This window comes from uncultured Fibrella sp., assembly GCF_964250085.1.
In the GTDB taxonomy this organism is placed as follows: Bacteria; Bacteroidota; Bacteroidia; order Cytophagales; family Spirosomataceae; genus Fibrella.
Genome location: NZ_CAXUEC010000001.1, coordinates 637,862 through 658,290, shown reverse-complemented (window position 1 = coordinate 658,290; position 20,429 = coordinate 637,862). Strand labels below are relative to the sequence as shown.

The window sequence follows — 20,429 nt, the reverse complement described above, 5'->3', positions numbered from 1 at the left end:
CCCTGAGATTACAGGCAATCTACGTCGATGATTACGCTCACGGCGCGTAGGCCTTTGTCGGTGAGGATATCGGTGATACAGCGTTGAATAAACGCTTTTACCGCTTTGAAATTGATCTTCTCCCGTTCGAGTTTGATCAGGATATCGTAGAGAAACTGATTGCGAATGCGTTCCACCAGCGGCTCTTCCGGCCCCAGCACGCGCTCATCGCCGAGTTGCGCAGCCAGGTTTGCCCGTAACGTTTCGGCCGCTTTCTTGCTAACGCGCTGATCGGTGTGGCGGACGGTCAGCTTGATCAGGCGCGAAAAAGGCGGGTAGTTGAAATCACGACGTTCCATGATCTCCTCGTCGTAGAGGCCGAGGTAATCATTGTCGATGATCTTCTGGAGCACTACCTGCGTGGGGTCACTGGTTTGAATGAGTACGCGTCCCTGCCGATCGGCCCGGCGGCCGGCACGACCACTTACCTGGGTCATCATCTGAAAGGCCCGCTCGGTTGCCCTGAACTCAGGGAAACGGATAATCCGGTCGGCATCAAAAATACCAACCAGGCTCACATTGTCGAAATCCAGGCCCTTGGTAATCATCTGCGTACCAACGAGAATATCGACGTTGCCTCCTTCAAATTCACTGATAATCTGCTGATAAGCGTTCTTGGCGCGGGTGGTGTCGAGGTCCATCCGCTGAATACGGGCTGTAGGGAACAGAATCTGCAACTGATCTTCGAGCTTCTCGGTCCCGTAGCCTACCGTCCGCACCTTGGTCGATCCGCACGTGGGGCACACCTTGGGTACCTCTTCCTTATGACCGCAGTAGTGGCAGCGCAGTTCGGCGGCGCGTTGGTGGTAGGTCAGGCTAACGGCGCAGTTCAGGCACTGACTGGTCCATTCGCAGTCTTCGCATTGCAGGTAGGGCGAATATCCCCGCCGGTTCTGAAACAGAATGCTTTGTTCGCCCCGTTCCAGGTTGTCGGCCAGGGCATTATAGAGCGCCGACGAGAATTCATTCTTCATCGTTTTCTGTTTGCGCTCCTGCTTGATATTGATCAGCGAAATAAACGGCAGATTGGCGTTGCCGTAGCGCTGAAAGAGTTCAACCAGTCCATAGCGGCCCTGTTTGGCCTGGTAATAGGTCTCGATCGAGGGTGTAGCCGAGCCCAGTAATACCTTTGCCTGCTGCCAGTGCGCCATCATCATGGCTACGTCGCGGGCGTGGTAGCGGGGGGCAGGGTCATGTTGTTTATACGACGTTTCATGCTCTTCGTCGACAATGATCAGGCCCAGGTTATCGAAGGGCAAAAACACTGCCGACCGTACACCGATCACAAACTGAAACTGACCGGACACAACACCTTTCCAAACTTCAACTCGCTCATTATCAGAGAATTTAGAGTGATAAATGCCCATTTTGTCGCCAAATACTTTTTGCAGGCGAACAACGATCTGGGTGGTCAGGGCAATTTCGGGCAGTAGATACATAACCTGCGAACCACCCGATAGCACCTTCTGAATCAGATCGATGTAAACTTCCGTTTTGCCACTACCCGTGATGCCGTGAAAGAGTACGATATTCTTCTGGGCAAATTCAGCCATGATACTGTCGGAAGCCACCCGCTGGGCGGGTGTCAGGATGATCTCTTTCTGGGGCGAAAAGGTGTCGGAGAACCGGGGTTGAATGAGTTCAAAGGTTTCGAAGACGCCGTTTTTCACCAACGTACCCAGCGACGATTGCGACAGTTCATCGTCCTGGTTCAGAATGCCCTTGTCGAGTCCTTTTTCGTTGAGGGCCGGGTTTCGCTGCATCGGTACATGACGAAGGTAACGCATCACCACTTCCTGTTGCTTAGGTAATTTATCCAGCCGTTGCAGTAATGCCAGCAGTTGTTCGGGCTGCTCATAGGTTCGGTGAAGCCGCACTTTACGCACCATTTTCGGGACGTATTTTTCCTTCACTTCATCAAAAACAATAACCGCCCGCTTTCCAACCAATGACTTAATAATCGGTGGTACATTGACCTCACCCACCAGCCGACCCAACTCTTCATACGATAGGGAAGGGTGTTTTTGTAGCTCCTCCAGCAGGGTTACTTCCTGTTCGGTAAGCAGGTCAGGATGCTCAAAATCAGGATTATACTGCACTTTCGACTGGCTGGTAATTTTCAGCCCTGATGGCAGGGCCACGTTCATCACCTCGCCAATACAGCACATGTAGTACTCGGCCATCCACGTGAATAGTTGCAGTTGATAGCCCGTTACAAGCGGATACTCATCGAGCAGTTCAAGGACGTACCTGGCCTGGTAATTCTGAGGCGGGTGGTTGTGCAGACTGGCAACTACTGCAGTGATTACTCTACTTTTTCCGAAGGGTACGATAACTCTGGCCCCAATTTTGATGAGGCTGGCCATTTCCCTCTTTACTCTATAAGTAAATAAACGGGGGACGGGAACAGGCAATATGAGGTCGACAAATAATGTGACCTCTTCCCCGATTGTATATGAAAATAACGTATTAGTCAAACCTATTAGTTACTATAATGATAAAAAGGTGAGTCGTTGATGCAGTAGGTTAACGGACTGGCAAGAAAATTGTCGCACAGGTGAGCATTACCCCTACTCATAAAGAACAGAATGTTACTTAATAATCAACCGACCCAATACAAGGGTCGGCTTACTTGCTTGTATGTATCCTTCTGCCTGTGGTCTAGTCTACACTAAATGTATTCGTGAAACAGCCTTTTTAAATGAAAGATTTTTACTTATTTTCACTAAACAGATTGCTGACGGGAGTAGTATTTTTACTTTCTTTTTCAACAACACACGCACAAATCAGCGGGACTGTTTATCGGGACTTTGACGCTAGTGGCACTCAGACACTCAACTTACCAACTGAGCCGGGCGTTCCCCGGGTAACGGTAAACGCCTACGTTAATTTTAGCACCACGCCCATAAGTGTTACCACAGACGCAGCAGGTGGCTACGCCTTCTCGGCCGGGCAGATTCCACCTCAGGCAAAGGTACGAATCGAGTTTGCGACAATTGACGAAGGCTTTTTCTTCGGCCCGGTTGGCCCTAACAGCCAAACAAACTTACGGTTTGTATCGGCACCCGCCGCCAATGTCAACTGTGGTGTCAACTACCCAACCGAATACTGCCAAAATGGTGAGGTACAGATCGTTATGCCCTGTTTTGTAAACGGTAACCCACTCACGACAACCAACGCCAATGGCCCGGTAGACCCTGCTAACCAGGCAGCCAGGGGCGACGTCCTGGTCTCTTTTTCCATTGATGCTACAGGCTTAGCCAGCGCCGCCAACTTTCCGCCTACGCATCTGGCATCGGCCAGCGATATAGGGGCCGTTTGGGGAGTAGCCTACCTGCGCACTGAGAAAAAGGTGCTGAGCAGCGCTACCATCAAACGACATGCAGGCTTAGGCTCATTAGGAACTGGTGGCATCTACATCACGGATCTTCCCACGGCCACCTCGGCTCCATTTTTCGATTTCCAGGCTGATCTGGGTATTCCAACCGGAGCGGACCCTCACTCAGGGCTCAATCCCGACAAAACGCAGCCCAGCAGCGACCCCGGTCCGATGTCGACAATAGGGAAGATTGGCCTGGGCGGCATTGATCTGTCTGACGATAGCAAGACATTGTATGCCGTGAACATGTTCGACCGTAAGTTATACGGCGTCTTCATTGATTCACCTGCCCGCAAACCCGGCCCATCGGATGTAAAATCGTGGCCAATCGACCAGTCGGGTTGCCCTAACGGTGACTTCCGGCCCTGGGCTATCTACAATTACCGCAAGCACGTGTATATAGGTGGTGTCTGTTCGGGTGAAAACCGGACCTCAAAAATCTCTCAGTCCGGCTCAGCAATGGCCGCAATGACGGCCACATTGCCTGATACCGCAGGTCTGAAAGCCATCATCATGCGAATTGATCCCCGGCAGGGTGCCGCCGCTACTTTCCAGACCGTATTGAGTTTCCCCCTAACATTTGAACGGGGATCGTCTGACATGACCGACGACTGTAGGAACTTCAAATACTGGCTTCCCTGGAATAGTGACTTCCCGATGGGTTGCAACAGCACCGGACAGTTTGTCGTGTGGCCACAACCGATGGTTACCGATCTGGCCTTCGATGATAACGGTGATATGATCATCGGTATGCTCGACCGGTTTGGTCACCTGGCCGGGGTTCAGAATTATAATCCAGCCGGGCAGGGATCATACAACGGATTTACGGGCGGTGATATACTGCGGGCCAGCCTCATTGCCCCCAACAATTCTGCCTACCGCCTGGAGTCTAACGGGTCTGTTGGGGGACGTACCGCAGGCTCGAATACAATTCCTGGTTCAGGCCAGAGCCTGACGCCGCCCTACAATCCAGTAACTGGTACGTATGTGGTTGCGGGCGTTGGTAACAGTCAGGGGCCGGGTGGTGGCGAGTTTTACTTCAACGACCAGTGGTACTTCAATGTAGCAGGTCAACCGGGGCATAATGAAATAACCAATGGGTCGCTGATGCTTCGCCCGGGCAGCAATGAAATTATGACCTCGGTCTTCGATCCAATCACCGACGTGTATCAATCGGGCGGGGTGCGCGTAATGAGTAATCTGGATGGAACTCTACGCCGAAACTATGCGCTGTTCGGTTTTAATGCACCAGGTACGTTCGGTAAAGTATCGGGCCTGGGCGACGGCAAAATCCTGTGCGACCCCGCCCCCATCGAGATTGGTAACCGCGTCTGGTTCGATGATAACCGTGATGGCATTCAGGATGCGTACGAACCGGGCGTCGATGGCATTGTTCTGCGCTTATTCGACATGGGCAGCAGCGGAACAGGTACGTTGGTTGCCAGCACTACTACAGCCAATGGTGGCCTGTATGTGTTCAACAACAGCAACGTACCTACGGGCATGAAGGTCAACCAGAACTACCAGGTTCGGATGGATGTAGCGCAGCTACCAAGCCTTGACCTTAGTGCTTCTACACCCCAGGGTGGCCCTAAACGGAATGCCCGGCGAGCAACAGTAACGCGCGATTATTACATTTCGCCGCAAACACAAGGCACGGCAGTGGGTAGTTCCACCCGTGATAGCGACGCAACCATTATTGGGTCAGACGCTGTAATCAGCCTGACAACGGGCAGTTTCGGTGAAAATAATTACAACTACGACTTATCCGTTTACTCCTGCCCGTCCGTTGTGGGCACCATCGAAACATTATCAGTCTGCGCCGATGCAGGCACGATTCCAGAAATTCCGGTTACGGGGCTTAACTTCTCGCAGGTCGACGACCTTCGGTTTGTTTACTTCAGTACGCCGCAAAGTGGCACGGCTATGTATACTGGAGGGCAAGTCCTGGCCACCTTCACACCAACTGACCCAACATCGTATGTCACCTCGCTCACGGCCCCGGCTATTCCAACAGCCAACCCGTCGGGCGCACCCATCGAGTATTACGTCTACGGCATTATTTACCCTACTCCCGCCGACCCCCGATGCCGGGTTGCTTCGCTCTCAAAGTTGACCGTTCTGCCCAAACCAGCTATTTCAGCACTGACAGCCTCTGCTACACTCACCTGTGGACAACCTACTGTGGTTCTGGCGGCGAAGAACCCAACCCCACGAGCCCAGTATGTCTGGCTAAGCCCGCCCGGCAGCACCAGCACAGCCAGTTCAACGATAGCCGTTAGCTCACCGGGCGTTTATACCCTCACCAGTACGCTGGATGGCTGCGCCGGTGATGCTGTAACCGCCACAGTAAGTGACGATAAACTAACGGCTTCGGTAACGGTGCCCGGTGCAGAGGTATCCTGCTCAAGCCCCGTAGCCTCGCTGACCGCACTGGTCAACCAGGTGATTTCGGCTTATCCTGTTTTGTGGTCGGGGCCAGCTAACTTCACCAGTACGGCAAACCCGCTCTCTACCAGCGTTGTGGGTTTATACACCGCTACCGTTACGTTCCCCAATGGCTGTACAGCCGCTTCGGCCACAGTAGATGTGAAGCAGGGAGCCAATACGCCGCCATTCATCGCTATCGACATCGACGGTTTGTCCAATATTTTGTCCACTACGCTCACGTGCGCAAAACAAACGGCAACGCTCTCGGCTGAAAACCCAACGGCCGGAGCCATCTATGTGTGGAAAAGCCCGGTGGCACCAACCAGCGTTACCGCCACTAGTCTGGTAGTAAGTGCTCCCGGCGTGTATACGCTGACCGGCTCATTGAGCGGCTGCCCAGGCGAGCCGCGCTTAGTGACTGTTCTGGACGATAAAGGCGTTGGTACAGTGCTGGTCAACAACGCAACACTGACCTGCAGCACAACGATGGTAACGCTGACAGCCAGCGTAGATGGCGTTAAGTCGCCGTACCCCGTTCGCTGGACTGGCCCGGCCAGCTTCACCAGCAACAGCAACCCAATCAATGTAACAACCGCTGGTCTGTACACGGCCTATATCACTTTCCCGAATGGCTGTACGGTTGCTTCCGGGCCAACGACGGGTAGTGTTACCCAGGGCGACCTCACGCTCCCGTTCGTGGATGCCATCGGTGGTGCTAAACAATGTCCAACCTGTTCGGTAACGCTGGCGGCCGATGCAAGCGGTGTTTCCTTCTTCTGGACGGGCCCCAACAGCTTCACCAGTACCGAACAATTTCCGGTGGTTCAGACCGAAGGACTCTATAAACTGACCGTAACGGATCTGATTTCCGGCTGCTCCGATTTCATAGAAGTTGTTGTGGAAGGGCCAACGAATGACCCCTGTCCAGTGCTGACGATCAGCACCGCTTCGCTTACGGTGTGTTCGGCTGATCAGGTTTCGTCTGTTACGGTAACGGCTAGCCAGAGTAGCCCATTTGGGCCAAATCAACAGGTTCAGTTTGTAAAATTCACCTCGCCCCAGTCGGGGACTGCGATGTATACAGGCGGAACCATACTAAGCACCGTTACGCCCACTAATGCTACTCAGGTCGTGTTGTTATCCAGCGTGCTGGCCCCCTACCTGGCAACCACAACGGCACAAACGTTTTATATCTACGCCATAATCAGCCCTACCCCTGCACAGGTGATTGGCCAGCCAGACTGCCGACCGGCGGTAGCGTTGACCGTAACTGTCAGGCCAACCGAATGTGTGCCGATTCAGGCCACCCGTATCCGGTAACTGATGTTGGCTGTTGAACCGAAACACCCCGAAGAACAAACCTTTGGGGTGTTTTTTTGCGTTACCTTTCAGAACGTGTGACTACATCTCCGCCAATATGACAACAATCTCGCAACCTCTCGACGTACTTATTGTGGGTGGTGGCCCCTGCGGCCTGGCAGCAGGTATCGAAGCAGCAAAGAGTGGACTGAGCCATTTGATCCTGGAGAAAGGCAGCATTACCGAATCCATTCGACGGTATCCGAAACTGATGCGGTTCTTTTCAACAGCCGAAAACATCGAGATTGGTGGTATCCCATTTCCCGTTTCGAGCGTAAAAGCAAACCGGAACGAGGCCCTGCAATATTACCGCAAGGTGGCAGCGTATTATCACCTCAAAACAAAGGTCTTCACTGAAGTACAAAGCGTACAGAAACAGAGCGACGTGTTTCGGGTGCTTACCACCAAAGACGACGTTTTCTACGCCTACAAGGTGATTATGGCCACGGGCTATTTCGACAGGCCACGCTGGCTCGGTATCCCTGGCGAAGACGGACCGCAGGTTTCCCATTATTATGACGAGCCGTTTAAATACTCGTTTACAAACGTAGTAATCATCGGGGCCTCCAACTCGGCGGTTGAGGCAGCCCTGGAATTGTACCGCCACGATGTAGATGTAACTGTCGTTCACCGGGGCGAGGATTTCCGGTCGACGGTGAAATACTGGCTCATTCCTGACGTGAAAAATCGGGTGAAAGAAGGAAAGATCAAAACGGTATTCAACAGTTGCGCCACCCGCATCGGGCCTGATTATGTGCGGGTACACAACCTTAAATCCGGCGAAATAACCAATCTCCCTGCCGACTTTGTGCTGGTTCTGACAGGCTATACCCCCGACGCCGAGTTGCTGCAACGGTGCGGCATCGAACTCGACCCCGAAACCCAGATTCCGCACTACGACCGCACCACCTTCGAGACCAACGTACCTGGCCTCTACGTCTGCGGAACCGTTCTGGCTGGTGTCTTCACGGAAAAAGTGTTTATCGAAAATGGCCGGGAACATGCCCAGGCGATCATCGACCACATGATGGGCCGGGAGATTCACAAAGTGAACGAACTGGTGCAGCGAATCTAAAAATAGTTCTCTGTCCTCTGTCTTCTGTTGCGCGGCTAATCCAGCAATTTGTGCCTTAGCCGCGCAACAGAAGACAGAGGACTGAAAACAGAGAACTATTTTTGTTGAATGAATACCTCCCTTCCCGATTTATTTTCCCGATTCAGTACCCTGCGCGTTCTTGTCATTGGCGACGTGATGCTCGATGCCTACGTATGGGGGCGTGTTGAGCGTATCTCGCCCGAAGCACCGGTTCCGGTCGTAACGGTCAACCGGCGCGAAGTTCGTCTGGGCGGTGCCGGTAACGTGCTGCTCAACGTGCAGGCGCTGGGCGCAGAAGCCATCATCTGCTCCGTTGTTGGTACGGATCTGGCGGGCGACCAGCTTCACCAGCAACTGATCGAACGCGGCCTGAACTGCGACGGCTTGATCCGGTCAGCGTCGCGTATTACAACCATCAAGGAGCGCATCATCGCCGGTTCGCAGCAGGTAGTTCGGGTGGACACCGAGACGGATAAGTACATCACCCACGCCGAACGTACCCAGCTTATTGCCACCGCTAAATCATTGATTCCGAGTTGCCAGGTGGTTATTTTTGAAGATTACGACAAAGGCGTTCTGAGTCACGAAGCCATTGCCGAAATCACCGCTTTCGCCAACCAGCAGAACGTACCTACGGTTGTTGACCCAAAAAAACGGCATTTCCTTGACTATGAGCACACGACCCTTTTCAAGCCAAACCTGAAGGAACTGAAAGAGGGGCTCAAGGTTGATTTCAACGTTGATGAGCCCGGCGAACTCGCGCACATAGTAGCCCAGTTGCAAAGCCGGATGAGCGTACTGGGTACGTTGATTACCCTCTCTGAACGCGGCGTATTCATCGACCTGAACGGCGAGCAGGTGCAGTTACCGGCCCATGTCCGCAAGATCGCCGACGTGTCGGGGGCGGGCGATACCGTCATCAGCATTGCGGCCTGTTGCGTGGCGCTCCGGCAATCTCCCCAACGCATTGCGGGCCTCTCGAACCTGGGTGGTGGCCTCGTCTGCGAAAGCGTCGGCGTAGTGCCCATCGACAAAACCCGGCTATTCGAGGAGGCTGTCCGGCTGGGTATTTAGGCAATCGAATTTTGTATCTCTCCACAGTCAATACAGGCTGCTAACCCATTAGCCATGACCACTCTTGTATTACCGATCGAGCTTGAGCCGGGTGCCGATGTGTTCGAGCAGTTGCGTCATATGACAGACGATGAGTTCTACTATTTCTGTCAGGATAACACAAACCTCAATTTCGAGCGCGACGCCAATGGCAACATAAAATCTATGGGACAAACAGGCGCAGAAACAGGCGAGAGAAGCAGCGAGCTAATTGCTGAATTGGTAATCTGGAATCGACAGACCAAACTTGGTTTTGTTTATGATTCGTCAACGGCTTTTCGCTTGCCAAATAGTGCAGTTCGTAGCCCGGACGCCGCTTGGGTACCCGCCGAACGCCGAAATGCATTTACGCCAGAACAACGCAAAGGATTCCTGCCCCTCGGCCCCGATTTCCTGGTTAAACTGGTCAGCGAAACAGATTCCCAAAAAGACACGGAAGCAAAAATGGCCGAATATATTGCCAATGGCTGTCGGCTGGGCTGGCTCATCAACCCCAAAACGCAGTCGGTCATGGTGTACCGCACCAACGGTTCAGTCGATGTGATCACTGATTTTTCAGGAAGCCTGTCTGGCGAAGACGTGCTACCGGGTTTCAGCCTCGCTCTCTCGCTACTTGTTTAACGTACCTGGTAAACTTGCTTTCGCGTGGCCCTTCGACTAGCGAAGCCTGCAGCAAAAAGCAAGTTCTTCTTATCACCGCCAGGTACGTTACCGAAGATCGGCAGGCGTTTTCCAGACGTACCGAAAAATAGTTGCTTTACCGCCGCCCGGCGTTTCGTACGTTTCGGGGCCAACGTTTGTTCCGCCTACCCGGTCATAGAATTGAATGGCCGACTGATTGGCTTGGTACACCACCAGATGAAAACCGGGTAGCGTAGCCTGCGGAATTACCTGTTTGGCCGCCTCGCGCATCAAGCCAAGCCCAGTTCCCCGCCCTTTTGCCGCCGAACTGACGTGCAGGTTGTCGATGAGCGTTCCCAACTGGGAATCTTCATCAAGAAACAAACAGATGAACCCGCGTAGTTGACCATCTTCCTCAGCCACCAGAACACGTTGATTTGCAACTGGATTAGCCAGCCGGTCCTGCCAGACCTCAAACCGGTCTTCGGCAATATTTCCGTCGAGATAGTCATCCCGGAGAATGCCCCGGTATGTCTGTAGCCAGCTTTGGGTATGCAGCGCGGCAATCGCTTCCGCATCGGTCAATTCAGCAAGTCGATACGTGATCATGGTCACCCTGATTAAGCCGAAAATTCTTTCACTGCGTCGATAAACACGCGCACATGGTCGGGGTTGGTGTCTGGATACACGCCGTGGCCGAGGTTCGCGATATGGCGCTGCGGGCCAAACGCCGTCAGCATCTGGCGTACCTCCGCCCGAATTTGACTAGGTTCGGCATAGAGCACGCACGGGTCAAGGTTTCCTTGCAGCGTTTTGCCCGGAATCAGGGCCCGCGATTCGGCAATGGCCATGTTCCAGTCCAGGCCCACCACGTCGCAATTTAGCTGACCAATAGCCTCACGGGCGAAAAATGCCCCTTTGGCAAACACGGTAATGGGCGTATGTCCCACCTCCGCGTCGGCTTTGAGCGCGTCGCAGATTTGCCGGATGTAGGGTAACGAAAACACATTGTATTGCTCAGGCGAGAGAATACCCGCCCACGAGTCGAAGAGTTGAACCAGATCGGCCCCGGCACGTACCTGCGCTTTCAGGTAGGCAATGGTGCTGTCGGTAATCTGTTGTAGTAGCGCATGGGCAAACGCCGGGTCGGTGTACAGCAGTTTTTTGGCAATCGAGAAGGTTTTCGAGCCTTTGCCTTCCGTCATGTAACAGAAAATGGTGAAGGGCGCGCCGGCAAAACCGAGTAGCGGCACCCGCCCGTTCAGCATTTGTTTCGTTATCCGCAGGGCGTCAAGAACGTACCCAAGGTCCTGTTCAGCATCGGCAACGTGCAGCCGCGACAGATCAGCCGTGGTCCGCACCGTTTGCGGAAAAACCGGTCCCCGCTGCTCTACCATCTCGTAGGGCAGCCCCATTGCTTCAGGAACAACGAGAATATCGGAGAAAATAATGGCTGCATCAACCCCCAACAGATCAACGGGTTGAACAGTCACCTCGGCGGCCAGTTCCGGCGTAGTAGCCAGCTTAATAAAACTGCCGGCTTTTTCCCGAACGGCCCGGTACTCGGCCAGGATCCGGCCCGCCTGACGCATCAACCAAACCGGCGTGCGCTCGACGTCCTCGCCCCGTGCCGCCCGGAGCACTAAATCATTAGTTAACTTCATGCTGCAAATATCGGAGGAAGAAGAAGAACAATTGTCAATGAACAATGATCACTGACGCTGCCAACAGACAGATTTGTTGGCCAGCAACGCCATTGATAATTGATCATTGTTCTTCCCCGGCCAGTTTCAGAATATCGTTTATTTCCAGCACTCGCCGTTGCTTGCCCTTGCCAACCGCATTGATCATGGCCTTCCCCAGTTGACGAAGCGTGATTACAGACGATGGAGCGACCAACCGCACCACCGGATAAAGCCAACTGATATACTTGTAATAACTTTTTGTGTTTTTCAAACCAGGTGTGGGGTGAATGTAGCCCGGCCGGAAGTTGAATACCTGCTTGAAAGGCAGCGCCATCAGGTCGTTTTCGGTTTTGCCTTTCACCCGCGCCCACATCAAACTGCCCTGCTCGGTGCTGTCGGTGCCCGTACCCGATACGTAACAGAACGTCATGTCGGGATTACGCTGGCTGAGCAGGGTAGCCATGTGCAGCGTTAGTGTATGAGTAAGTTTATAAAAGTCAGGTTCTTTCATACCAACCGACGAAACACCGAGGCAGAAAAAACAGGCGTTATACCCTGTTAGCTGATCGGCCACTGCCGAGAGATCGAAGAAATCCGGCACAATCAGTTCCTTTAGTTTAGGATGCGCCATACCGCACGATTTGCGGCTTACGCTTAGCACTTGTTCAACGCGTTGATCCTGTAGGCATTCATGCAAAACCCCTTCGCCAACCATTCCTGTCACTCCCGTTACAATCGCTCTGATAATCATATTCACAAAAATAGAAAATAGACCGCGTGTGTTTTGCCGTATACAAGAGAGAATTAAGTAGCCAGTACCGGTAGCAGACAGATAACTCGGCCTGGGTATTTGGTTAACAACGCCTGTCATCTGCTTTGCTTATCACGAACTATTTTATTAATTCCCCGAATCCAACCATCTTTGCGGCATAAAAGCATACCCCTATTATGGAGTTGAAACGAGTTGTTGTGACGGGCCTGGGTGCCCTTACCCCCATCGGAAATACTGTCGAAGCCTTCTGGCAGGGCCTGAGCACAGGCACCAGCGGAGCTGCACCCATCACTAAATTCGACGCGTCCCTGTTTAAAACACGCTTCGCCTGTGAGGTAAAAGGGTTCGATCCACTCAATTATTTTGATCGAAAAGAAGCCCGTAAAATGGACGGGTACGTTCATTACGCCATCGTTACGGCCGATCAGGCCATCGAAGATGCTGGCTTACTGAACGAAGGCATCAACAAAGAGCGCGTAGGTGTTATCTGGGCATCGGGTATTGGTGGGTTACATAGCTTCCAGGAAGAAGTGTTGGCCTACGGAGCGGGCGGAAAAATCCCGCGCTTCAGTCCCTTCTTTATTCCAAAAATGATTGCCGACATGGGCGCCGGTATGATCTCCATCCGGCATGGCTTTATGGGCGTCAATTTTGCGCCGGTATCGGCCTGTGCGTCAAGTACACACGCCATGATCGATGCCTTTAATTTTATCCGGCTGGGCAAAGCCGATGCCATCGTAACGGGCGGCTCAGAATACGTAATTACCGACTCGGCACTGGGTGGCTTCAGCAACATGAAAGCCCTCTCGGAACGCAACGACGACCCACAGCGTGCCTCACGTCCCTTCGATGCCAACCGCGACGGGTTTGTACTCGGCGAAGGCGGCGGCGGTATCATTCTGGAAGAATACGAACACGCCAAAGCACGGGGTGCCAAAATCTATTGTGAACTGGTAGGTTCAGGAGCAACCGCCGACGCCTACCACATGACGGGCACCCACCCCGAAGGACTCGGCGCGGCCAATGCCATGCGCGAAGCCATACGCGAAGCAGGTCTCCAGCCCGAAGACATCGATTACCTGAACGTTCACGCTACCTCAACGCCCATTGGCGACGTATCGGAGGCCAAAGCGATCGTGAAAGTATTTGGCGAAAACCCAACCAACCTGAACATCAGCGCAACCAAGTCCATGACGGGGCACCTGCTTGGCGCAGCCGGTGCTATCGAAGGCGTTGCGTGTATCCTGGCTATGCAACACGGGCTGATTCCGCCAACGATTAACCTCGACAACCGCGATGAGAACGTACCTGAAGGACTCAACCTGACGCCCAACGTAGCGCAGAAAAAGACCGTTAATGTAGTGCTGAGCAATACATTTGGCTTCGGGGGGCACAACGCCACAGTGTTGTTCAAGCGATTTGTGGAGTAAACAAATTTGATTAGACATAGTGGTTCAAGGTTTCTTTGCTCTTCACAGTGAGGTGAAGCGACCTTGGACCTTGAACCGCTGCATCGCCCCTCATTGCATGCGCAACATATTCGTCGATACCGAACGGATTCGTGACTTGAATAGTGGGCTGGGGCAAACCTGCCTGCACGTTGGTCAGGAACTGGTTCGGCAACAGCCCGCCGGTACGTCGTTAACGTTTCTGGTGCCTCCCGGGCAAACCGGCGTATTCGGCGAGCCCTCGGGCACATTACACTATCGGGAAGCTAGCTGGCGCTATAAATTGCGTAGCCCCGGCTGGTTCGATGTGTGGCATAACCTGCACCAGGATGGCGCTTACTGGCCCGCCCAACGCCCCGACAGGCTTATCCTGACCATAAACGACCTGAATTTCCTGGAACGCACCGACTATTCGGAGGCGAAGAAGCAGCGAAAACTGGCCGCCGTTCAGCGTCGCATCGACCGTGCCCAGGTGCTAACGACCATATCTGACTACACAGAAACGGTCGTGCGCGAGCATCTGAACGTACCTGCGGGCGTACCCTTACAAACGGTCTACATCGGTGTGTCGGAGCTACCCGTGCCGCCCGTAGAACCGCCCGCCGCCCTGATAAACCTCAACAAGCCGTTCTTTCTGTATCTGGGCGTGTTGCATCCCAAAAAGAATCTTCATGTGCTGTTGGCTATCGCGCAGGCTTTTCCAGACTATATGCTGGTGTTGGCGGGGCGCAACGATAATCCGTATGCCCGCCACCTAAGCGAGCAGGTCAGTCAGTTGGGCGTTGATAACGTATTGCAGACGGGTCCAGTCGATGAATTGACCAAATCGTGGCTTTATGCACACTGCGAGGCGTTTCTTTTTCCGTCGCTCAGCGAAGGGTTTGGCCTGCCGGTTGTTGAAGCGATGAGTGTAGGCAAACCCGTTTTTCTGTCGCGCCTGACCAGCTTACCAGAGATCGGTGGGCGCGAAGCGGTCTATTTCGATTCGTTCGAGCCCGCCGATGTTGTTGAGACCCTGCGGGCCGGCATGCGCGATTACTACGATGATCCACTGAAGGCACAACGGCTGCAATGGCAAGCCAGGCGCTTCCGTTGGCATAACACCGCGAAACAATATTGGCAGCTCTATTCAGGAGAGTAGCTTTAAGTGTCAGGTGTCAGGTTTCACGTGCGCTGTTGACATACCATTTCGTTGAGAAGCGGCGCACATAAAACCTGACACCTGACACTTGAAACTCAAAAAAACATCTGCTGTTAAAAATCGTTAAGGGGGTGTCGACAATCGAATTTTTCGCCGTCCACTACTCGTTATATCACCAGAAGCGACAGGCCAGGCACCCTCTTAACCGACTAACCCGAAGCCTTTTCGTCGCCCATAATCCTACATAAAAAACAACTGTCAGTACCCCAATACCATGAAAAGCAACTGGAAAGTTTTAGTGTTGATTGCCCTCCTGTCGAGCGCCGTAACACTGGGCGCGTACAACCTGCTTGGGTTCAACAAGCGGGACGTCGTGTTTACCGAATCGTCAACGGGTTCACCGCTGAGCCGCCTGGCTTCGTTGACGGGCAATGCGCCTACGGGCGCTCCCGGCGATTTCTCGTATGCCGCTGAGTCAGCGACTCCTACCGTCGTTCATATTCGTACTACGATGACCCGCACGGTTCGTCAGCAACAAATGCCCGATATCTTCCGCGAATTTTTCGGCGATGAGTTCGGAGGTCAGGGACAGGGCGGTGGTCGTCCACGGCGTGAACAGGGTCAGGCGTCAGGTTCTGGCGTAATCATCTCGAAAGATGGCTACATCGTTACCAACAACCACGTAGTGCAGGACGCCGACGAGGTTGAAGTGATTATGACCGACAAGCGTAGTTTCAAAGCGAAAGTGATCGGCACCGACCCACTAACCGACTTGGCCGTAGTGAAAATCGAAGCAACGAACCTGCCGAGCATTACCCTTGGCGATTCAGATGGTCTGAAACTAGGCGAATGGGTATTAGCCGTTGGTTATCCCCTCGATCTGGAATCGACAGTAACGGCCGGTATCGTGAGCGCCAAAGGACGTGGTATCGGTATTCTGAGCCGCAACCAGCAACCACAGCAACCCGGTGCCAAACCAGTTGATACGCCGATCGAATCGTTCATTCAGACCGATGCCGCTATCAACCCGGGTAACTCAGGCGGTGCCCTTGTGAACCTCCGCGGCGAACTGGTTGGCATTAACTCAGCTATTGCCTCGGCAACCGGTTACTATAGTGGCTATGGTTTTGCCGTACCCGTATCGCTGGTGAAAAAAGTAACCGCTGACCTGGTTAAATTCGGAAATGTACAACGTGGTTACATTGGCATTCTGCCCCGCGAACTGGACAGCAAAGTAGCCCAGGAAGTGGGGGCTAAAGTTGGCCGTGGTATCTACGTGGAAAGCGTAACTGAAAACGGTGCTGCCAAAGCTGCCGGTATTCAGAAAGGCGACGTAATTGTGAAGATGGAAGGCCAGCCTCTGGATTCAGACGCTCAGATGCGGGAGGTTGTTGGTCGTCGTCGTCCGGGCGATGTGCTCAACGTAACCATTAACCGGGGCGGTACAGAGCGCGATGTGAAACTTGAACTCCGCAATCGCAACGGTGGCCGCGACGTGATCAAGAAAGAAGAGCTGGCTTCATCGACGATGAAAGCACTGGGCGGCGAGTTTGCCAATCTGAGTGACAAAGAACGTCAGGCCCTGGGTATTAGCGGCGGTATTGGCATTCGGGTCACTAAAATTCTGGACGGTAAACTGGCCGAAACAGAGATCGAAGAAGGCTTTATCATTACGAAAGCCAACGGTAAAAACGTGAAGTCGGTGAAAGACCTGGAAACTATCGTAGGTAGTGTGAAAGAAGGTGAAGGGCTGCTGCTGATCGGTATGTATCCCAACAGTTCACGCATGATCTACTACGCCGTTCCTATGTAAGGTTCGATTGTCGTAAGCAATTTATAAGTACTAACGGGGCGTTGCCAGTGAACCAGTCGGTTCATCGGCAACGCCCCGTTTATGTAGGAAAAGCTGAGATAGCAGCGTGAAATAGCGTTGTTCTACGAGGCATTCACCTACCTACGCTGCGCTATTGGACCCCTGATAGGGTAAAAAGCTCCGCTCAGAAAAATCACGCTCCATCAATACACGCTAAACTCCGCCAGCGCAACCGTATTGTTCGCCTCTTCGATCACAACACGTACCTGACGGGCGGTTACTGGCTTTTCCAGCTTCAGCAGTCGTTTGTAGCCAATTGTAGTGCCCGTTGCTAATGGCACCCAGGTGCCCTGCTGCTTGGCCTCGACCCGGAACTTCATCACCCGCTGTCCCAGCCTAATGGGCTCTTGCAAGGCAACGTACCTGACAAGCTGCTCTTTCCCCAGGTTCAGGGTCATAACAGCATTTTTCTGGCCGTTTGCCGCCGCCAGATAGGTGTTATTATCGCCATCAGTCAGTTTTCCCCCATCGATGATCGCTTCGGCAACCGGAGCTTTCAACGCTTTATTTTGTCCAAACGCTTTTCTGATTTCCGAACGCAATCCGCGCAGTGCCGCTACGTCTTCTTCTTTGATCAGTCCTCGCTTGTCTGGAGGTAAGTTTAGCAGCAACGTGCCATTACGGCCAACCGATTTCAGGTAGATATCGAACAGGGTGGCGGGCGTTTTCACCTTCGCATCTTCGGCGGCGTGGTAAAACCAACCTGGCCGGATCGACACATCGCACTCACCGGGAATCCATTTATCACCGGCCGGGTCGCCCGTGTTCAGGTACTTACTGTCGGCTTTTCCGATATCCATTCCATCAGTGCGGATGGTTGACCAGCAGGTTTCGCCCGCAAAGCCGTTTTCGTTGCCAATCCAGCGAACACCCGGCCCCACATCGGAGAAAATGACGGCCTGCGGCTGTAACTCCCCGATCAGTTTGCGGTACGCTTCGAAATCATATTCCATATTCCGGGCATTTTCGCCTTTCGCGCCGTCCATCCATAGCTCAGCAACTGGTCCGTAATTCGTCAGTAGTTCGCGTAGCTGGTTTAGGTAATGCTGGTTATAAGAGGCAGTACCATATGTTGGCTCATGCATATCCCAGGGAGACAGATAGATACCCAGCTTTACTCCACCCGCCCGACAGGCATCAGACAATTCACGAACTACATCACCTTTACCACCTCGCCACGGGCTATTCTTCACCGAATGCTCGGTGTATTTAGACGGCCACAGGCAAAAGCCGTCGTGGTGTTTGGCGGTAATAATCAACGTTTTCATGCCCGCTTCTTTGGCGGTACGTACCCACTGCCGGGCATCGAGCGCAGTAGGGTTGAAACTGGCCGGTGACTCGTTGCCCGTTCCCCACTCCCGATCACTGAACGTATTGACGCCAACGTGCAGAAACCCGATCAGTTCCTGTTGCTGATAGCGAAGCTGAGCCGGTGTTGGTTTAACGGAATTGGCCGGAATATCAGGCTGGGCAAGGGCCATACGAACAGAAGCCAGGGCCATGCCGAATAGAAAAGTCGTTCTCATGCCGCAAACAAGCAAATTTTGACTCCGTAACGCGGACTTCAGTCCGCATTTTCAGTAAGATATTGAAAAAAATGTGGGCTAAAGCCCGCGTTACAAATCAAAAAAGGCCAATCCTGCGCAGGATTGGCCTTTTTTGATAAAAAACAGACTGGTTTCTACTCGTAGTAATTCGGCACAGTGTGGCCGCTTTGAGCGAGTAACTGATCTTTCTGGAACAGCGTGATATCAGCCTGCATCATGTCTTTTACGAGGGCTGGCAGATCGTATTTCGGCGTCCAGTTCAGTTTCGTCATTGCTTTGGTTGGGTCACCCAACAGCAAGTCAACTTCTGTAGGACGGAAATAACGGGGGTCAATAGCCATTACTTCTTTACCAACTTCGACGGGGAACTCAGGGTTGCTGGAGCTAGCCACGTAGGCTTTTTCCTCAACGCCTTCGCCACGGAACTCCAGCTCAACACCGATTTCCTGGAACGACATTTTGATAAAATCACGCACGGTAGTGGTAACGCCCGTAGCAATGACGAAATCTTCGGGAGTATCCTGCTGCAAAATCAGGTACATGGCCTCAACGTAGTCTTTGGCATGGCCCCAGTCGCGCAGGGAGTCGATATTACCCATGAATACTTTATCCTGTAAACCCAGACCAATCCGGGCTACGGCACGGGTGATCTTGCGCGTGACGAACGTCTCGCCACGTAGCGGCGATTCGTGGTTAAACAGGATACCGTTACAGGCATACATATTATAGGCTTCGCGGTAGTTGACCGTGATCCAGTAGCCGTATAGTTTCGCCACCGCGTAGGGCGACCGGGGGTAGAACGGCGTCGTTTCCGACTGAGCATGCCCTTGCACACCACCGTATAACTCCGACGTCGATGCTTGATAGATGCGTGTTTTTTCGGTCAGGCCCAGCAGGCGTACGGCTTCCAGAATACGAAGCGTCCCGATGCCGTCGACCTGCGCTGTGTACTCAGGCTCATCGAAACTTACCCGCACGTGCGACATGGCACCGAGGTTATAAATCTCGTCGGGCTGAATTTCCTGGATGATGCGAATGATGTTCGTTGAGTCCGACAGATCGCCGTAATGGAGCTTAAACCGAACGTGTGACTCGTGGGGATCTTCGTACATATGATCGATCCTCTGCGTATTGAAGAGCGAACTCCGGCGCTTAATGCCGTGCACCTCATACCCTTTTTCGAGCAGCAATTCGGCCAAATATGCCCCATCCTGCCCCGTTATGCCGGTAATCAACGCTTTTTTCATGCGATTATAATTATTCTAAGAATTTGTAAAATTTCGTGTAACAGCCTGTAAAATTACAATACAGAGGCCATTTTATTGCACTTATTTTATCAACAGGCCCCGACGAACGTCTACTTTATCGGGTTGGAGTTGTGCTGAGGCGAACACAGTCCGTAATTTACTAAAATATCGTTCGGCGTCCATCTTCCGCATAAAATCGCCTACTTTAAGTCTGTATGTTGGCTGCTGATAACTCATGTACGCACTTAGTTCAGGAAATAACTGATACAGTTGCAGCTTGGCGGCATCAGCGGCGGCCCGTTCATTGCCTACATACACCTGCACTCGGTAGCCCGGCGCGTAACGTACCCGGCGGTTTTGTACGGCAATTGTGTCCAGAATAGCATCGAGGCGTTTGTTTACATGAAGCGCTTCGGCAGGAAGTACTTGTCCCGGCCGTTTCGGGGTATCAACAACGCGTCCGGGCGGCAATGTAGCGGGGGCCGATGTTGCAGGCGTTGCCGTTGGTGGGGTATACACCGGACGGGCCGTAGAGAGGTCTTCCGAATAGTCGTTGTAGCTACCAGTAGTGGTACGGCTTCCGGTGGTTGCCGGGGTACGTGCGCAGGACCAGAAAACCAGGCATGTGGTTCCCAAAAAAAGCCATTTTCCAATAAAACGCATCATAGCTGGTGGGTGT

The 20,429-nt window shown here is 53.0% G+C and carries 14 protein-coding genes; 7 read left to right on the top strand and 7 right to left on the bottom strand.

Going from position 1 to position 20,429, the window contains the following annotated elements; translation table 11 throughout:
• Positions 1 to 8: 8 nt before the first annotated feature.
• Entirely contained in the window at positions 9 to 2,453 is a 2,445-nt protein-coding gene (priA, locus tag ACFE8Q_RS02665) for a primosomal protein N' (RefSeq protein WP_375443805.1), read from the bottom strand.
• A gap of 287 nt (positions 2,454 to 2,740) precedes the next feature.
• Between priA and ACFE8Q_RS02660 the strand changes: the two genes are divergently transcribed.
• From ACFE8Q_RS02660 to ACFE8Q_RS02645, 4 genes are all read left to right on the top strand, one after another.
• The gene (locus tag ACFE8Q_RS02660) at positions 2,741 to 7,168 is read left to right on the top strand and encodes an SdrD B-like domain-containing protein (protein WP_375443804.1); all 4,428 of its coding nucleotides are present in this window, start codon (positions 2,741 to 2,743) and stop codon (positions 7,166 to 7,168) included.
• A gap of 97 nt (positions 7,169 to 7,265) precedes the next feature.
• Positions 7,266 to 8,282: a YpdA family putative bacillithiol disulfide reductase gene (locus tag ACFE8Q_RS02655; RefSeq protein WP_375443803.1), complete on the top strand. Its 1,017-nt coding sequence runs from the start codon at positions 7,266 to 7,268 to the stop codon at positions 8,280 to 8,282.
• Positions 8,283 to 8,390: 108 nt separating this feature from the next.
• On the top strand, positions 8,391 to 9,377 hold the full coding sequence (locus ACFE8Q_RS02650) for a bifunctional heptose 7-phosphate kinase/heptose 1-phosphate adenyltransferase (protein ID WP_375443802.1): 987 nt from the start codon (positions 8,391 to 8,393) through the stop codon (positions 9,375 to 9,377).
• A gap of 54 nt (positions 9,378 to 9,431) precedes the next feature.
• Complete coding sequence (locus tag ACFE8Q_RS02645; protein ID WP_375443801.1) at positions 9,432 to 10,037, top strand: Uma2 family endonuclease; 606 nt, start codon at positions 9,432 to 9,434, stop codon at positions 10,035 to 10,037.
• A gap of 87 nt (positions 10,038 to 10,124) precedes the next feature.
• On the opposite strand, the gene ACFE8Q_RS02640 is transcribed toward ACFE8Q_RS02645, so the two are convergent.
• The 3 genes from ACFE8Q_RS02640 to ACFE8Q_RS02630 form a co-directional block, all read right to left on the bottom strand.
• The gene (locus ACFE8Q_RS02640) at positions 10,125 to 10,646 is read right to left on the bottom strand and encodes a GNAT family N-acetyltransferase (RefSeq protein ID WP_375443800.1); all 522 of its coding nucleotides are present in this window, start codon (positions 10,644 to 10,646) and stop codon (positions 10,125 to 10,127) included.
• 11 nt (positions 10,647 to 10,657) lie between these two features.
• Positions 10,658 to 11,701 carry a uroporphyrinogen decarboxylase gene (gene hemE, locus ACFE8Q_RS02635; RefSeq protein WP_375443799.1) on the bottom strand — a complete coding sequence of 348 codons (1,044 nt, stop codon included), beginning with the start codon at positions 11,699 to 11,701 and terminating at the stop codon, positions 10,658 to 10,660.
• Between the two features lie 103 nt (positions 11,702 to 11,804).
• Positions 11,805 to 12,473 carry an NAD-dependent epimerase/dehydratase family protein gene (locus ACFE8Q_RS02630; protein WP_375443798.1) on the bottom strand — a complete coding sequence of 223 codons (669 nt, stop codon included), beginning with the start codon at positions 12,471 to 12,473 and terminating at the stop codon, positions 11,805 to 11,807.
• A gap of 197 nt (positions 12,474 to 12,670) precedes the next feature.
• On the opposite strand from ACFE8Q_RS02630, the gene fabF reads away from it, so the two are divergent.
• The 3 genes from fabF to ACFE8Q_RS02615 all read left to right on the top strand — a co-directional run bounded on the left by fabF (position 12,671) and on the right by ACFE8Q_RS02615 (position 16,896).
• Positions 12,671 to 13,924, top strand: coding sequence for a beta-ketoacyl-ACP synthase II (gene fabF / locus ACFE8Q_RS02625; RefSeq protein ID WP_375443797.1), 1,254 nt, complete (start codon positions 12,671 to 12,673; stop codon positions 13,922 to 13,924).
• A gap of 97 nt (positions 13,925 to 14,021) precedes the next feature.
• Complete coding sequence (locus tag ACFE8Q_RS02620; RefSeq protein WP_375443796.1) at positions 14,022 to 15,083, top strand: glycosyltransferase family 4 protein; 1,062 nt, start codon at positions 14,022 to 14,024, stop codon at positions 15,081 to 15,083.
• Positions 15,084 to 15,357: 274 nt separating this feature from the next.
• Complete coding sequence (locus ACFE8Q_RS02615) at positions 15,358 to 16,896, top strand: Do family serine endopeptidase (RefSeq protein ID WP_375443795.1); 1,539 nt, start codon at positions 15,358 to 15,360, stop codon at positions 16,894 to 16,896.
• 203 nt (positions 16,897 to 17,099) lie between these two features.
• On the opposite strand, the gene ACFE8Q_RS02610 is transcribed toward ACFE8Q_RS02615, so the two are convergent.
• From ACFE8Q_RS02610 to ACFE8Q_RS02600, 3 genes are all read right to left on the bottom strand, one after another.
• Positions 17,100 to 18,482, bottom strand: coding sequence for an alpha-L-fucosidase (locus ACFE8Q_RS02610; RefSeq protein ID WP_375443794.1), 1,383 nt, complete (start codon positions 18,480 to 18,482; stop codon positions 17,100 to 17,102).
• Between the two features lie 155 nt (positions 18,483 to 18,637).
• The gene (gene gmd / locus ACFE8Q_RS02605) at positions 18,638 to 19,750 is read right to left on the bottom strand and encodes a GDP-mannose 4,6-dehydratase (protein WP_375443793.1); all 1,113 of its coding nucleotides are present in this window, start codon (positions 19,748 to 19,750) and stop codon (positions 18,638 to 18,640) included.
• Positions 19,751 to 19,831: 81 nt separating this feature from the next.
• Positions 19,832 to 20,416: an SPOR domain-containing protein gene (locus ACFE8Q_RS02600; RefSeq protein WP_375443792.1), complete on the bottom strand. Its 585-nt coding sequence runs from the start codon at positions 20,414 to 20,416 to the stop codon at positions 19,832 to 19,834.
• Positions 20,417 to 20,429: the final 13 nt, after the last annotated feature.